This window comes from Halorubellus litoreus (assembly GCF_037081675.1).
GTDB lineage: Archaea > Halobacteriota > Halobacteria > Halobacteriales > Natrialbaceae > Halorubellus > Halorubellus litoreus.
This window is the reverse complement of the sequence record NZ_JAZAQL010000001.1, coordinates 1,164,573-1,179,561: the sequence shown is the minus strand read 5'-3', so window position 1 is coordinate 1,179,561 and position 14,989 is coordinate 1,164,573. Positions and strand designations below refer to the sequence as shown.

General features: G+C 68.9%; 17 protein-coding genes. 8 read left to right on the top strand and 9 right to left on the bottom strand.

Annotated features, from left to right (window positions below; genetic code table 11):
* Window positions 1-24 precede the first annotated feature (24 nt).
* The 3 genes from surE to upp form a co-directional block, all read right to left on the bottom strand.
* Window positions 25-891 carry a 5'/3'-nucleotidase SurE gene (gene surE, locus VYJ16_RS05930; RefSeq protein WP_336349377.1) on the bottom strand — a complete coding sequence of 289 codons (867 nt, stop codon included), beginning with the start codon at window positions 889-891 and terminating at the stop codon, window positions 25-27.
* A gap of 603 nt (window positions 892-1,494) precedes the next feature.
* On the bottom strand, window positions 1,495-1,704 hold the full coding sequence (locus VYJ16_RS05925) for a DUF7569 family protein (protein ID WP_227134008.1): 210 nt from the start codon (window positions 1,702-1,704) through the stop codon (window positions 1,495-1,497).
* A gap of 84 nt (window positions 1,705-1,788) precedes the next feature.
* Window positions 1,789-2,466, bottom strand: a complete 678-nt coding sequence (gene upp / locus VYJ16_RS05920; RefSeq protein WP_336349376.1) for a uracil phosphoribosyltransferase — start codon at window positions 2,464-2,466, stop codon at window positions 1,789-1,791.
* A 137-nt stretch (window positions 2,467-2,603) separates the two neighbouring features.
* Here upp and VYJ16_RS05915 point away from each other — a divergent pair, with 137 nt between their 5' ends.
* Window positions 2,604-3,302 carry a DUF5828 family protein gene (locus VYJ16_RS05915; RefSeq protein WP_336349375.1) on the top strand — a complete coding sequence of 233 codons (699 nt, stop codon included), beginning with the start codon at window positions 2,604-2,606 and terminating at the stop codon, window positions 3,300-3,302.
* On the opposite strand, the gene VYJ16_RS05910 is transcribed toward VYJ16_RS05915, so the two are convergent.
* The gene (locus tag VYJ16_RS05910) at window positions 3,299-4,303 is read right to left on the bottom strand and encodes a hypothetical protein (protein ID WP_336349374.1); all 1,005 of its coding nucleotides are present in this window, start codon (window positions 4,301-4,303) and stop codon (window positions 3,299-3,301) included. The genes VYJ16_RS05915 and VYJ16_RS05910 overlap by 4 nt on opposite strands.
* A 126-nt stretch (window positions 4,304-4,429) precedes the next feature.
* Here VYJ16_RS05910 and VYJ16_RS05905 point away from each other — a divergent pair, with 126 nt between their 5' ends.
* Entirely contained in the window at window positions 4,430-5,173 is a 744-nt protein-coding gene (locus VYJ16_RS05905; protein WP_336349373.1) for a response regulator, read from the top strand.
* A gap of 84 nt (window positions 5,174-5,257) precedes the next feature.
* Entirely contained in the window at window positions 5,258-6,451 is a 1,194-nt protein-coding gene (locus tag VYJ16_RS05900; protein ID WP_336349372.1) for an inorganic phosphate transporter, read from the top strand.
* A 4-nt stretch (window positions 6,452-6,455) separates the two neighbouring features.
* On the opposite strand, the gene VYJ16_RS05895 is transcribed toward VYJ16_RS05900, so the two are convergent.
* The 3 genes from VYJ16_RS05895 to VYJ16_RS05885 all read right to left on the bottom strand — a co-directional run bounded on the left by VYJ16_RS05895 (window position 6,456) and on the right by VYJ16_RS05885 (window position 8,682).
* Window positions 6,456-6,773, bottom strand: a complete 318-nt coding sequence (locus VYJ16_RS05895; RefSeq protein WP_336349371.1) for a hypothetical protein — start codon at window positions 6,771-6,773, stop codon at window positions 6,456-6,458.
* A gap of 108 nt (window positions 6,774-6,881) precedes the next feature.
* Window positions 6,882-7,205 carry a hypothetical protein gene (locus VYJ16_RS05890; protein ID WP_336349370.1) on the bottom strand — a complete coding sequence of 108 codons (324 nt, stop codon included), beginning with the start codon at window positions 7,203-7,205 and terminating at the stop codon, window positions 6,882-6,884.
* 76 nt (window positions 7,206-7,281) lie between these two features.
* Window positions 7,282-8,682 carry a hemolysin family protein gene (locus VYJ16_RS05885; RefSeq protein ID WP_336349369.1) on the bottom strand — a complete coding sequence of 467 codons (1,401 nt, stop codon included), beginning with the start codon at window positions 8,680-8,682 and terminating at the stop codon, window positions 7,282-7,284.
* Window positions 8,683-8,945: 263 nt separating this feature from the next.
* Between VYJ16_RS05885 and VYJ16_RS05880 the strand changes: the two genes are divergently transcribed.
* The 4 genes from VYJ16_RS05880 (at window position 8,946) to VYJ16_RS05865 (ending at window position 10,994) form a co-directional block, all read left to right on the top strand.
* Window positions 8,946-9,278 carry a glutathione S-transferase N-terminal domain-containing protein gene (locus VYJ16_RS05880; RefSeq protein ID WP_336349368.1) on the top strand — a complete coding sequence of 111 codons (333 nt, stop codon included), beginning with the start codon at window positions 8,946-8,948 and terminating at the stop codon, window positions 9,276-9,278.
* Entirely contained in the window at window positions 9,278-9,796 is a 519-nt protein-coding gene (locus VYJ16_RS05875; protein ID WP_336349367.1) for a peroxiredoxin family protein, read from the top strand. Before VYJ16_RS05880 ends, VYJ16_RS05875 begins: the two co-directional genes overlap by 1 nt.
* A gap of 92 nt (window positions 9,797-9,888) precedes the next feature.
* Window positions 9,889-10,506, top strand: a complete 618-nt coding sequence (locus VYJ16_RS05870; protein ID WP_336349366.1) for an L-threonylcarbamoyladenylate synthase — start codon at window positions 9,889-9,891, stop codon at window positions 10,504-10,506.
* 122 nt (window positions 10,507-10,628) lie between these two features.
* Window positions 10,629-10,994, top strand: a complete 366-nt coding sequence (locus tag VYJ16_RS05865; RefSeq protein ID WP_336349365.1) for a hypothetical protein — start codon at window positions 10,629-10,631, stop codon at window positions 10,992-10,994.
* 69 nt (window positions 10,995-11,063) lie between these two features.
* Here VYJ16_RS05865 and VYJ16_RS05860 read toward each other — a convergent pair whose 3' ends face one another.
* A complete protein-coding gene (locus tag VYJ16_RS05860) occupies window positions 11,064-11,726 on the bottom strand; it encodes a CRISPR-associated protein Cas4 (protein WP_336349364.1) in 663 nt (220 codons plus the stop codon).
* A gap of 87 nt (window positions 11,727-11,813) precedes the next feature.
* Window positions 11,814-12,428, bottom strand: a complete 615-nt coding sequence (locus VYJ16_RS05855) for a conditioned medium-induced protein 4 (protein ID WP_336349363.1) — start codon at window positions 12,426-12,428, stop codon at window positions 11,814-11,816.
* 307 nt (window positions 12,429-12,735) lie between these two features.
* Between VYJ16_RS05855 and VYJ16_RS05850 the strand changes: the two genes are divergently transcribed.
* Window positions 12,736-14,901 carry a heterodisulfide reductase-related iron-sulfur binding cluster gene (locus VYJ16_RS05850; protein WP_336349362.1) on the top strand — a complete coding sequence of 722 codons (2,166 nt, stop codon included), beginning with the start codon at window positions 12,736-12,738 and terminating at the stop codon, window positions 14,899-14,901.
* Window positions 14,902-14,989 lie beyond the last annotated feature (88 nt).

Genomic DNA, 14,989 nt, shown 5'->3' with positions numbered 1-14,989 from the left:
GGTCCGGCCTCGGCGGCCTCGACGCTACTCGTCGCCGGCGTCCGCGAGCGCGGTGCGAGCACTGTCGACCGACCGGACGACCCGTTCGAGCGCGTCGGTCTCGAGCGCGTTCCGCGGGGCGGTGAGTCCGGAGACGCCGACCTCGCCGTCGATGACCGCGCGACGCTCCGTCCCGACGGGGTAGCGCTCGCGGTGCTCGTCGATGCCCGGCATCGGGTTCTCCCAGCCGACGACGTGCGGCCACAGCGAGTCTCGGAGACCGATGACGTCCTGGTCGTCGTCGACGTCGACGGGCAGGTCGTCGGTGTCCTCGTGGCGTTCGACGTGCAGGTCGAAGTCCGCGTCGGGTCGCGTGAGGCGGACGCGCGCCGAGGCGTCCTCGATGGGCGCGTTCACGTTCAGGACGTCGACGTCGTCGAAGACCCCGGCGTCGAGCGCGGCCGCGACGACCTCGCGGGCGACGCGCGCCGGCGGGTCGAAGTCGTGGTCGTCGGGCGGATGTACGTGGAAGTCCCGCGAGTGATACGCGGAGACCGCGACCGCGGGCGTCCCGAGGAACGCGGCCTCCATCGCGGCGCCGACGGTCCCGCTCCGGCCGAGGACGTACGCGCCGAGGTTCGGGCCGTGGTTCGCGCCGGAGACGACGAGGTCGAACTCGGTGTCGAGGCCGCGGAGCGCGTACGCGACGCAGTCCGCGGGCGTCCCGTCGACCGCGTACCCCCACGGGTGTTCCTCGCGCGTGACGTACTGCGAGCGTTCGCGGCCGACGCCGCTCTGGTTCTCGACTGGTGCGACGACGGTGACGTCCCCGAGCGCGCGCAGTTCCTCGTAGAGCGCGGCGAGTCCGTCCGCGTCGATGCCGTCGTCGTTCGTCAGCAGCACCTCTGTCATTGCGAGGACGTTGGTGCGGCGGGAGAAACGGCTTTCGACCGCGACACCTCGCTGGCTCCGGAGTTTACTGGGGGGCGTTTCGTGAGGAGATAACGCGCGTCAGACGTCGCGTCGGCGGCGACCACTCACTCGAAACGAGGGGGTTCGGGTGCGAGACTCGGTCGCAGTCGACGAACCGCTACTGTGATGGTGATTCGCAATGATGGGTGGGTTTCGGACGGAACGTACGAGGGATGGACGTGGGCGTAGTCGTGCGATTACACAGTCGAAACGAGGGGGTTCGAGTGAGTGGGTCGACGAGCCCGCTCTCACTCACTCGTGTGCGTTACGTTGCCAAGGGAGGGGTGGTTTCGGCCCGAGACACAGCCGCCTCGAACCGACCGGAGTCGTCCGGTTCCGGACCCGAAACGAGGGGGTTCGACGGGAGTGGCTGTTGCCGTCCCGATCGCGCTCTCGAACCACACCGAGCGACCCTCATCACTCGCGGGGAGCGTCTCCGGTGGAAAACCAGGCGTGACACCTCGACGCCTGCTGGGGGTCTAGACGGGAAACGGAGGGGTTCGAGCGTCACGGCCTCGCCACTCGAAGCTCGGAGCCAGTAATCTAGTCGACGATGATGTCGTCGTCGTCGATCGTCGGCTCGTCCATCCCACCCGGCTGCATCTCGGCCTGATAGCGGTCGATCCAGCCCGCGAAGCAGTCCGGGCACAGTCGCTGGGAGTCGATCTGGGTGCGGTCGACCGCCAGCCGCACCGTCCGCGCCAGCGCGTCGGACACCGCGTCCCCGCAGTCGTCGCACGCATCCTCGGTCATGGCCGCTACGTGCACGCCGCTCGTAATAAACCCCCGCACCGCGCGAGTCGACCCACCGCGACTCGGCGGCCGGACCTCGACCGCCTACGTCGTGCGGAACGCGCGGTCGCCGGCGTCCCCGAGCCCGGGAACGATGAAGCCGTTCTCGTCGAGCTCGTCGTCGATCGCGACCGTCAGGAGGTCCGCCTCCGGGCACTGGTCGGCGACGCGAACGAGGCCCTCCGGCGCCGACACCGCCGACAGCGCGATGAGGTGCTCGGGCTCGGGCGCGTTCTCCGTGACGTGCTCGAGGACGCGCCCCATCGTCGACCCCGTCGCGAGCATCGGGTCCGCGACGATGACCGTGTCCTCCTCGGTTATCTCCGGGAGCTTCACGTAGTCGACCGTGATGGGGAACTCGCCGTCCTCGTTCCGGCCGGCCTCCTCGTCGCGGCTCGCGGAGATGACGCCCTGGCGAGCGCGCGGGAACGCCTTCAGGAGGCCTTCGACGAACGGCGTTGCCGCCCGCAGCACGTTCACGATGACGACGTCGTCGAGCCCTTTGACGCGCTCGCCCATCGTGTCCGCGAGCGGCGTCTCGATCTGGACGTACTCCGTCTCCATCCGGCCGTCGATGATCTCGTACCCGCAGATACGGCCGAGTTTCACGAGGCCCTTCCGGAACGCCACCTGCTCGGTCTCGACGCTCCGCAGCTTCGAGAGCGTGTCCTTCGCGAGCGCGTGCGTGACGAGGTACGCCTCGTCCCGGTTCTCGATGGTCATACCCGACAACGCGACGCCCGCGAAGTAAATCCATTCGGTCTCACCGCCCCCGTCGCGCTCGCAGGCCGCCCAGCGCCGTGCTATCGGGGTGCGTACAACACTTATCAGCGTTCGCGCCGTACGTCGTTCCCAACCGAATGGAAGAGAGCATCTCCGGGTTCAAGGTCCGCGGGTCGTGGTCGGACGTCGTCGAGCACGGCGAACGCGTCACGCGGGCGTTCCGGGACCTCGACGTTCCCTACGACGAGTACGCGGGCGCGTTCGACGAGTGGGAGGAGTGGCGACCGAAGCATCACGAGGACATCGACGACGACGTCGCGCCGAAGACCGCCGACCAGGCGAGCGTCGAGGAGGGCGAGGGCGAGAAGGCCGGGAAGGAACCCGGCGAGGATGTGCAGTCCGCGGGCGAGAAGATAAGCGAGTCCTACGAGCGCCTGGAGAACGGCGAGACCGACGACGCCGTCGAGGAGTGGCGCAAGTCCATCGGGTACGTCGCGCGCGCCGCGGACTCCGCGGGCCGGAAGGCGCTGCGGAAGGTCGAGGACACCGTCTACCAGCACGTGATGACCCAGCTCGCGCCGTACTACTTCGACAACGCGCTCGTGTCCGCGAACATCCAGCAGACCGGCGGTGACGACGACACGTTCGTCTTCGAGGTGAACGTGAACGACGACGACCTCAAGGAGGAGGTCGCCGAGCGCCTCTACGAGTACGAGGACACCGTCGACCGCTGGCACGTCGACACCGAGAAGGACACCGAGATCGCCGAGGCCGCGGAAGGCGTCGAACCGCCGCACTCGACGACCGAGGGTCGGTCCCGGCCGGACTCGAACTAGCGGTCGTCGCGGCTGTTGCGGTCGGCGCCGTCCTCGTCGCGGCTGTTACGGTCGGCGCCGTCCTCGTCGCGGCTGTTACGGTCGGCGCCGTCCTCGTCGCGGCTGTTGCGGTCGTTCTCGTGCATCCAGTGGTTCCCGCGTCCCTCGTCGTCGCGAGCGTCGCGGCCGTCACTGGGGTTGCGGGGGGCGTCGTCGCTCGCGCGGTCGGGCGCGCTCGACGGCCGACCGTCGTCGCCTCCACGGTCGTGGCGGTCGAACCGACCGTCGACGAGGTCGGCGACGAACGCGGCCGTGGCAGCGGTGAGCGCGGCGGCCAGCGGCGCGGCGAGGAGCGTCGCGAGCGCGATGGAGAGGACGCCGGCGCGGACGACCGTCGACGCGGGCAGCGAGACGACGGCGACGACGAGGAGGTACTGGCCGCCGTAGCTGGCGTACGCGCCGCCGTCGGTCGCGAGGTCGACGCTCCGCTCGATGGCGTCGGCGGCGCCGCGGTCCTCGACGACGACGAGGAACGGCGCGGCGTACAGCGCGTACCCGACGGCGAGGACGAGCGGGAGCGCGAGCAGGACGAGCGGGCCGAGCGCGAGGCCCGCGGCGACGAGGACGAGGCCGAACGCGGCGAGCGCGAGCGCGATACCGAACACTGGCGCGAAGTACCGCGAGAGCGCCGCGCCGACGCGCGCCTCGCCCCGTCCCGGACGGACGCGCTCGACGACCCGCGGGACGTACACCGCCGTCAGTGCGGCGTGCACGAGCAGGCCGACGACGAACGCGACCGGCCGCACGAACACGCCGTCGGGCGTCGGGACGTTCACGAACGACCACAGCGTCGCGAACCCCGTCGGGAACGTGAACGTCACGCCACCGCCGGAGCCGGCGCGTAGCACGCGCAGCGCGTTCTCGAACTGGAGGGCGGTACCGACCACGGGGAGGACGAGCAGGACGGCGTCCGACCGCACGCGACCCCACGCAGCCTGCACGTACTCGGGGAGGGAGACCATGGACGCGAGCGGTTCGCCCGGCCGCCACTCGAACGTTCGGGTTCGAAGGTCAGGGTGGACGCGACGACCGTCGACCCGACGTATCTCCCCCCGAACTTCTTTGTCGCGGCGCGCGCTCGACCGAGTATGGTCGAGCAGCCGATCGTCGCGCACCTCGACGACGACGAGGCGTTCCTCGACCTCGCCGAACGATTCCTCGAACGGAAGGACCTCGACGTGCGCACGTACGCCGACCCCGACGCGGCACTCGACGCGCTCGACGACGTCGAGTGCGTCGTCTGCGACTACGACATGCCGTCGTGCGACGGCCTCGAGTTCCTCGAACGCGTCCGCGACCACGACCCCGACGTGCCCTTCGTCCTGTTCACGGGCAAAGGCAGCGAGGAAGTGGCGAGCACCGCCATCTCCGCGGGCGTCAGCGACTACGTCCAGAAGGGCGGTGCGGACGCGTGGACGCTGCTCGCGAACCGCGTCGAACGCGCGGTCTCCGAGTACCGCGCGCAGCGCGAACTCCGCGAGCGCGCCGACCGCTTCGAAGCGATCTTCGAGGAGCACGCCTCCCCGATGCTGCTCGTCGACCCCGACACCGGCCGCATCGAGCGCGCGAACCACGCCGCCCGCGAGTTCTACGGGTACGACGCCGACGCGTTCACCGACCGTCGCGTCGACGACATCAACGCCCTTCCGCCCGAGGAGGTCGCCGCCCGTCGCGCCGCCGCGGACGCCGGCGACGAGAACCACTTCGAGTTCGAGCACGAACTCGCCGACGGCGAGGTCCGCGCCGTCGACGTCTACTCCACGCCCGTCAGCGTCGGTGGCGACGACGTCCTCTTCTCCATCGTCCACGACGCCAGCGACCGCGAGCGCTGACTGCACGCCCCAATCCACATCTCGAGGTCGTCGACGCCGGAGGCGACGCCTACTTGTATCGTCCCACACTCGAACCCATACGAAATGGTGGACGCCGGCACGCTCGCCACGCTCGCGGTCGCCGGACTCGCGAGTCTGTTCATGGCGTGGACGATCGGCGCCGGGTCCTCGGGGTCGACGCCGTTCGCGCCCGCGGTCGGCGCGAACGCCATCGGCGTGATGCGCGCCGGGTTCGTCGTCGGCATCCTCGGGTTCGCCGGCGCCGTCCTCCAGGGCGCGAACGTCACCGAGGCCGTCGGGTCCGAACTCGTCTTGAACACCGCGCTGTCGGCCGAAGCCGCGACCGTCGGCTTGCTCGTCGCCGCCGTCCTCGTCGCGTTCGGCGTCTACACGGGCTACCCGATCGCGACCGCGTTCACCGTCACGGGCGCGGTCGTCGGCGTCGGCCTCGCGATGGGCGGCGACCCCGCGATATCGAAGTACCAGGAACTCGTCGCGGTCTGGGTCTCCATCCCGTTCGTCGGCGGGTTCGTCGCGTACACGACTGCTCGACTCCTACGCGCCGAGGGCGTCAGCGAGCGCGTCGTCGTCCCCGTTCTCGCCGCCATCGTCGGCGCCATCGTCGCGAACATCGGGTTCACGCTCCTCGGCCCGGAAGGCGAGACGCGATCCATGGCCGCCGCCGTCGCCGACGCGCTCGGCGTCGCGTCGACCACTGGCGTCCTCGCGGTCACGGCCGCGGTCGCGCTCGCGGTCGCCGGCGTGCTCGCGCTCGACCTCCGGGCGGACGAGGCCGCCGGCCAACAGCACTTCCTCGTCGCGCTCGGCGGCCTCGTCGCGTTCTCCGCGGGCGGCAGCCAGGTCGGCCTCGCCATCGGCCCGCTCACGCCCCTCGTCGGCGAAGGGCAGGCCGTCGTCCTCCCGCTCACCGTCCTGCTGCTCGCCGGCGGCCTCGGCCTCCTCGTCGGCTCGTGGACGGGCGCCCCCCGGATGATCAAGGCACTCAGTCAGGACTACTCGTCGCTCGGCCCACGCCGCTCCATCGCCGCGCTCATCCCCGCGTTCAGTATCGCGCAGGTCGCCATCTTCCTCGGCGTCCCCGTCTCGTTCAACGAGATCATCGTCTCGACCATCGTCGGCAGCGGGTACGCCGCCGGCTCCAGCGGCGTCAGCCGCGAGAAGATGCTGAAGACCGTCGCCGCGTGGATCGGCTCGCTCGTCCTCTCCTTCGTGGTCGCCTACGCCGGCTTCTGGCTCGTCGACGTACTCCTCCTGTAGTCGGTCACAGGACGGCGCCGGCGGCGAACGCCGACGCGAACCAGAACAAGGGGACGCTCGTCAGGACGTTCGTCGTCGTCGAACTCCCGTACACGCTCCGCGGGTGCCCCTCGACGGCCGCGAGCGCGTCGCGATAGCGGACGAGGCCGTACCCCGTGCTCCCCCACCCGAGCGCCGCTATCAGGAACCCGAGGCGCTCGACGGCCGCGTACTGACTGCCGTCGGGCGCACCCAGCCCGACGAACATGCCGACGAACGCGGCCGCGAACCCGCCCATCCACAGCACCTTGAACCGCCCCAACGGAGCCTCTCGACTCGCCATACGATACGTGGCTAACGTCTCCGTAAAAAACTCTGGCTTCCGGTGCTGCGACCGTCGGGACGAGCGATGCGGCCGCCGACGGAACGCGGTTCGAGGCGTCCGGGTCGGTCACGCGACGACCGCAGCGTACCCGAGCGCGACGCCGGCGGCGACGGCCACGACGCCGAACGTCGCGATGGTCACCGGCCCGTAGTCGTACCGCGAGTCCGTCGCCGCGACCGGCTCGCGGTATCGGACGAGCCCGTACCCGACCATCGCGAACCCCGCGCCCAGGAGCGCGAGCCCCGACTTCGCGACGACGCCGGGCTCACCGACGCCCATCGTCGCACCGACGAGCACGAACCCGAGTGCACCGAGTCCGATACCACCCGCGAGCAACCTGTACATCCGCCCGAGCCCCGGACCGTCGTCCACACCAGTACGAGACGTCACGTTCAACTCGGGGACCTAAAGACTGAAAAAAGCTGGTGGAGAGGCACTCGGCTGGAGCGAGCGCCCCGACGCGCTGTCACTCGGTCGGGACTTCGCCGGGTTCGACGTCCGCGTCCGCGTCCGGTTCGTCGTTCGCCTCCTCCTCGGGGAGGAGCGTCAACCGCGCCTTCATGATGCGCGTGTTCTCCACCTGCTCGACCGTGATGCGGACGCGCCCGTACTCCATCACCTCGCCCTCCTCGACGAGGCGCCCGGAGCGATTGAAGATGAAGCCCGCGATGGTCTCGAACTCCTCGCCCTCCGGGAGCTCGATGTCGAGGAACTCGTTGACCTCCTCGATGTTCACCTCGCCCTTGACGAGGACCTCGTCCTCGCTCACCTGCTCGATGGGTTCCTCCTCCTCGCCCTCGAGGATCTCGCCGACGATCTCCTCGATCATGTCCTCCATCGTCACGAGGCCCTCGGTGGTGCCGAACTCGTCGATGACGATGACCATGTGCATGCGGTTCTCGCGCATCTCCGCCATGAGTTCGTCGGCGTTCTTCGACTCGGGGACGTGCAGCGTCGGCTGGATGAGGTCGCCGAGCTCCAGGTCGCCGTTCTCGCCGTAGTTCAGGTCGCGGACGAGGTCGCGGATGTGGACGACGCCGATGATGTTGTCCAGACTCCCTTCGTAGACGGGGAGGCGCGCGTGGCCACCGTGGATACACTGCTGGATGGCTTCCTCGATGGGTGCCTCCTTCGAGATGGCGTCCATGTCGAGGCGCGGCGTCATCACTTCCTTCGCGATGGTGTTATTGAACCGGAAGATGCGCTGGAGCATCTCGCGTTCATCCTCCTCGATGACGCCCTCGCGCTCCCCGGTCTCGATCATGTCCTGTATCTCGTCGCGGGTCACGTAGCTCGTCTCGATGGCCGAGCGGCCGCCCGTGACCTTGTTCACGATACGCGTGAGGTAGTCGAAGAGGACGATGAGCGGGAGGAGGACGAACTCGGAGACCTTCAGCGGCTTCGCGATGCGGAGCGCCCACGACTCGGTGTTCTCGACCGCGTAGGACTTCGGCGCGCTCTCTCCGAACAGGAGCACGAGCGCCGTGATGCCGAACGTCGCGAAGAAGACAGCCTCGCCCTGATTCGCGCCGAGCGCAACGAGCAGCCCGGTCGCGATGGACGACATCGCGATGTTCACGATGTTGTTCCCGACGAGGATGGTGACGAGCAACCGGTGGGGGTCGTCCTTCAGTTCCTTGACGGTTTCCGCGCCGTACCGCCCGTCTTCGACGAGCGCGTCGATGCGGTGTGCGGCGAGCGAGAACATCGCGATCTCCGACGACGAGAAGAACGCCGAGAGCACGATGAGCACGAGAATCGTGAGACTGCCGAGTACAGCGATGGCGGTCTGTCCCAGCTCGATACCGAGGAACGGGACGGTCCAGCTGGCCGTCGCCAGGGATACAGCACTAAGCGATGAACCCATTCAACGCCGAACCTTGGTATCCTGCCGGATTAACTCTTTTCTTGTCCCCCGAACTGACCGGCAGATTGCGCGCCGTCGCCCTCGCGACCGATGGCGACCGCCCGTGGCCACCTCGCTCGGCGGCGCGTTCGCGTGGCTCGCCGCGAGGACTCTCGCCCGCCGCCTGCCAGTTTGTGCTGCCTGCGCTGCACTCTCGCTTGCTGCGTTGCGCTGTTGCCTGCCGCGTCCCAAGCCCCTTAGTCGCGTGCTCTCCGAGTACGCGTATGGACGAGGACCCCCAGATCACGCTCTATCGACTGCAGGCGTGCCCGTTCTGCGAGCGCGTGGTGCGCGTGCTCGACGAGTACGACCTCGAGTATCGCTCGCGGTTCGTCGAACCGCTGCATTCGCGGCGGAACGTCATCCAGCGCGTCAGCGGCAGTCGCACGGCGCCCGCGCTCGTCGACGAGGCGACGGGCGTGACGATGAGCGAGTCCGCGAACATCGTCGAGTACCTGCGCGCGACGTACGGCGACGAGCGTGCGGCGACCGACGGCGGCAGAGACGTCGAGACCGACGACGGCGCAGACGCCGCGACCGACGGGGGTGACGCCTGATGGTCGACCTCGACTTCGACGTCGTGGACCTCCCCGAGGCCGACCACCCCGAGGTGGGCGACACCGCGCCGGCGTTCACGCGACCGCTCGTCACCGACGAGTTCTGGGAGGATCGCAGCCTCGACGACCTGACCGAGGAGGGGCCAGTATTGCTCGTGTTCACGACGATGAACGGCGCGTTCCCGGCGACGTACACGTGGAACGAGCTCCGCGAGCGCGACTGGGAGGCCGACCACGACGTCTCCATCGTGGGCGTCACCATCAGCGACCCCTACGACACCACCGAGACGATACGGGACCGCGGCATCGACTACCCGATATTCAGCGACCCGCAGAACGGCGTCGCGGAGGCGTACGGCGTCGTCCACGACCTCGACGGGATGACTGGCGTCACCGAACCGCGGCCGAGCGTGTTCCTGCTCGACGAGGAGCGCACCGTCGAGTACGCGTGGGCCGCGAGCGAGTGGCCGGACTTCCCGCCGTACGACGAGATCGCGGGAGCGCTCGACGAGCAGTGACGGGCCACTGCCGGTGTCCTGACCGTCGCGAACCGCTACACTGACGGTTCGAACCAGCAGTTTATTCCGCTTCCTCGCGGTACGTTCACGCGATGACTCGAGGGAACCAGTCCGTGGACGAACCCGGCGACAGCGTCGCCGCGGCCGCCGCAGCGGTCCAAGCGGGCGACCTCGTCGTGTACCCGACGGAGACCGTGTACGGCCTCGGGGCGGACGCACTGAACGCCGACGCCGTCGAGCGTGCGTTCGACGCGAAGGGCCGGGACCGCTCGGAACCGCTCTCGCTCGGCGTGCAGAGCGTCGCCGCCGCCCGCGAGCACGTGCACGCCGACGACCACACGATGGCGTTCATGCGCGCGTTCCTCCCCGGCCCCGTCACCGTGCTCTGCGAGCGAGCGGACCACGTCCCGGACGTCCTCGTCGCCGGCGGCGACACCGTCGGCGTCCGCGTTCCCGCGCACGACCTCGCGCTCGACCTCTACGCGGCCGCCGGCACTCCAGTGACGGCGACGAGCGCGAACCGTTCGGGCGAGCCGAGCGTCCGCCACCCCGACGACCTCGACCCCGAGTTCCTGGACGCGGTCAGTAGCGTGCTCGACGGCGGCCGTACCGACGGCGCCGAGAGCACCGTCGTCGACCCGACGACCGGCGAGATCGTCCGCGAGGGCGCGCTCGCCGGCGCCATCGAAGCCTGGCTCGACGCACACTGACCGCCCGAGCGCGACGCGGTTCGAGAGCACTGACCTACCTGTCGCCGCGTGGTTCGACGAGCACCGCCCTGCGGGTCGCTGCGACAGAAGATACTCATGCGAACCGGTCGACGAACCGGTCGATGCGTGGACTGACTCGCGTCTCTTGCTGTCTCCTGGTCGTCCTCGCGACCGCCGGCTGCCTGACCGCTGGCGGCGTCTCGAACGACGACGCGACCGAACGAGCGCTCGACGCCGAGGAAGCGTCCATCACCGAGCGCTTCGAGAACGCGTCCTGCGTCGAGAGCTGGAGTCTCACCTCGTACGTCGGCATCGACGAGGAGGCGACGGTCCTGAATCGGACCGCCGACGGCGTCTACGTGAACGTCACGCACCCGCTCTCGTACGCGACCGACGACGAGGAGGCCGACGTGGCGACCGACGCCACGTACCTCGTCACCGAGAACGAAACCCGGCGGGTCAGCGGGACGAACGTCTCGCCGTGCTAAGTGAGTCGCGACGGAAGTCCGAGTCATCCTCCGGTGAGCCGCGGGGTCAGCGCCCGGTGAGCCGCGGGGTCAGCGCCCGGTGAGCCGCGACCGGAGCGTGCTCGTCCGGACGCCGCACTCCTCGGCGTACTGGCAGGGCTCGCACTTCGACGCGGCGTCGCCCGTGAGTCGCTCGGGCGGCGCGCCCAGGTCCCGAACGGTCCGTATCGCGTCCCGGTACGCCGCCTTCTTCCGGGTGGTGAGGCGGACTCGCCGCACCACGCCGTACGCGGGGTACTCGACGATGGCCTCGTCGACCCTGGTCTGGCGCTCCCACGCGAGCGCCTTCGCCGCCGCGACCGCCCACACCGCGTGGGGCTCCCAGACGCCCTGCTCGGGCGGCTTCCCGGGTGAGACCAGCGCGGGTAGCGGCGGGTCCGGGAGCACCTTCGACGCGACGCCGTGGCACTCGCGGCCCGAGAGGAAGACGTCGGTCCCTGCGGGGTCGCAGAGGTCCGGGAACCGCGGTTCGCGCTCGCGGACGCCCCGGACGCGCTCGCGCCACGTCTCGACGGGGACGTCCAGCAGGCTGACGTCGACCGCTTCGGGGTCCGCGAGCGCGTCGTCGTACCGGGTCGCGAGGTCGCGGACCGCGTCGACGCGCTCCGGCGGTGACCGGTCGTCGCGCTGGCGAGCGTACCAGAGCTGGCGCGGGCAGTACGCGGCTGTCCGGAGGTCGCTGAACGCGAGCACGCCGACGTTCGCGCGGTCTCGTACAAAAACCGCGGGGCGTGGTCGTCGATGCGGGCGGCGTCGTGGTGGCTGGCGGCGCGTCGCGGGCTAGAAGTCGACGTCGACCTCCATCCCCTCGGTCGCCTCGTCGAGGCCGTCCTCGCGGGCGTCGTCGAGGTTCGTCGAGAGCGCTGCGTCCGTGAGGACGTCGTCGAACGCGTCCCGGTACCGGTCGTTCGCGGCGCGCGAACGCTCCCTGGCGTCGAGCGCGAGCACGTACTTCCGGGCGGTGCGTTCGTCGACGTCGAACGCGTCCGCGACGGCGTCCAGGTCGTCCTCGCGCGCCTCGCGGAGGACGGTGAGAGGGTCGCTGTCGTCGTCGAGGTCGGCTTCGGCGGGGAGGTCGCTGTCGTCGACGAGGTGACAGTCGGTGCGGGCGACGAACACCTCGAACGCGTCGACGTCGGCGTCGAGCTCGCTCGCGATGGCGTCGTCGTCCACGTCGTCGTAGACGAGCTGGACGAGCTCGACGAGTTCGTCGTCGTCGAGGTCGGTCCCGAACCCGTAGCGGTCCCGGAGCGTCTCGACGATGTCGTGGAGGGCGGCGTCGACGTCTGGGCGGTCTGTGAGGGAGCCACGGGACTCCTCCTGGGACTCGGTGACGGTGTCGTCACCGGCGACGTCCATGAAGATGTCACGCAGTTCCTCGGTCTTGCGGTCCATCACGGAGACACTCAACCCCTCACGGTACATAAACGTACCACACCTTTCGACCCCGGTAGCCTTCCTCTACGCGCCGACTCGCCGAGCAACCGCAGGCTACGACGGGTGGTCGTGCGCGACGCGGAACTGGTGGACTACTCGGATGCGTATCGCGGTCGCGAGCGGGCGTCGACTCGGTCGTGAATCGCACGAAGGCAGCCCGCCCGAACCCGGAAACGCTCAACTCCGGGAGGATTCTCGCAAGAGGGGAGCGGGCAACCGACCGAGTGTGGCAAGATTTAAGCCCGACTCGTCCGGGTGATAGACTATGACAGTTCCGCTGGTACCGCTCGCCCAAGAGACGACCCGCCCGACGTTCTGGCAGATCAGTCACGTCGGGGAGGTCGTGTTCTACTACCTCGCCGCCGTCGCCATCGTCGTCTTCCTCTGGGGAGTCTACGACCGGTTCGCGCGCTACGCGCAGGGCGACGAGGACTGGTTCGAGCGCACCAACGACCTCGGCCGTCGCGTCCTCGAGGCGACGAAGATCGTCGCCTCGAACGAGAAACAGTTCGACAGGGACCTCTACGCCGGCGTGATGCACACGTTCATCCTCTGGGGGTTCCTCACGCTCACCATCGGGACGGGCATCCTCGCCGTCGACATGGACGGCTACCAGAAGTTCACGCAGTTCGTCCTCGGGGACAAGCAGTCGTTCTTCGTCGGCGACTTCTACGTCGCGTACTCGTTCGTGATGGACGCGATGGGGCTCCTGTTCGTCGTCGGCGTCGGCATGGCGATCTACCGGCGGTACGTCGAACGGAACGGCCGCCTCTGGGGCAAACACACCAGCACCGAGGACGACCTCTTCGTGTGGACGCTGTTCTACCTCGGCGTCGGCGGGTACGTCACCGAGGGCGTTCGCATCCTCGGCACCGGCCGCCCCGAGTTCGAGACCGTGAGCTTCGTCGGGTGGTTCGTCGCCGACGTGTTCAGTGCCGCGGGGATGACCGAGTCGATGGCGACCGCCGTCTACCCGCTCACGTGGTGGACGCACGCCATCGTCGCGCTCGTGTTCATCGCCGCGATTCCGTACGCGAAGCCGTTCCACATGATCTCGAGCTTCGCGAACGTCGTCACGCGCGACGAGAAGGCCGGGAAGCGCCTCCCGGGCGTCCCGGCGGACCTCGACGCGGACACGGGCGCGGAGAGCATCGACTCCTTCAGCTGGAAGGAGATACTCGACCAGGACGCGTGCACGAAGTGCGGGCGCTGCTCGTCGGTGTGTCCGGCCAAGGCGAGCGGCCGGAACCTCGACCCGCGCGACGTCATCCTCGACCTGAAGCAGTACCGGGAGAACCTCGACGCCGGCGGCGACGAGAAGGCGATCGTCGCGGACGGCGGGTCGTCGGTCATCCAGGCGGAGACCATGGAGTCCTGCATGTCCTGTATGGCGTGCATGGACGCCTGCCCGGTCGAGATCGAGCACCTGAAGTCGTTCACGCGGATGAACCGCGAACTCACCGACGCCGGTGAGATCGACTCGAACCTCCAGGACGTCTTCCAGAACCTCATGCAGAAGGGGAACACGTTCGGCGACCCGCAACGCAAGCGCGCGGACTGGGCGGACCCCCTCGACTTCGACGTCACGGACGCGCGCGAGGAGGAGGTCGAGTACCTCTGGTACGTCGGCGACTACCCGAGCTACGACGACCGGAACAAGAAGGTCGCGCGGTCGCTCGCGACCATCCTCCAGGAGGCCGACGTCTCCTTCGGTATCCTGTTCGACGACGAGAAGTACGACGGGAACGACATCCGCAGGGTCGGCGAGGAGTTCCTCTACGTCGAACTCGCCGGGCATCACGTGGAGTCCTTCGAGGACTGCGAGTTCGAGAAGCTCGTCTGCACGGACCCCCACAGTTACAACACGTTCAAGAACGAGTACCCGGAGGTCGACTTCGACGAGTTCGCGGACGACCCGATGATGCCCTTCGAGTTCGAGGGCCAGTGGAACGCCGATGGAGAGATCGACGTCAAGCACTGGACGCAGGTCGTCGAGGAGCTCGTCGAGCGGAACGCGCTCGGGCTCCGCGGGACCGAACTCGATTACACGGTCACGTACCACGACCCGTGTCACCTCGGGCGGTACAACGACGAGTACGAGGCGCCCCGCGAGCTCGTGCAGGCGACGGGCTGCGAGCTCCACGAGATGCCCCGTAATCGCGCGGATTCGTTCTGTTGCGGTGGCGGTGGCGGTGGCCTCTGGATGGAGGTCGAGGAGGAGACGAAACCGAGCGAGGAACGCCTCCGCGAGGCGCTGGAGGACACCGAGGCCGGGTCGGCGGTCGAGAAGTTCGTCGTCGCGTGCCCGATGTGCATGACGATGTACGAGGACGGCCGGAAGACCGGCGGGTTCGAGGACGACATCGAGGTCGTCGACGTCGCGGAACTCATCGTCGAGGCCATCGGCGCCGAGGACCAGATCGAGGTCTGACGGCCGTCGATCACGTTCCGGTGGCGGCCTCGCTACCGCGATATCGGGCGGTCACGGTCGCTGTCGCGGTTCCGTTTCGGCTGCGGTC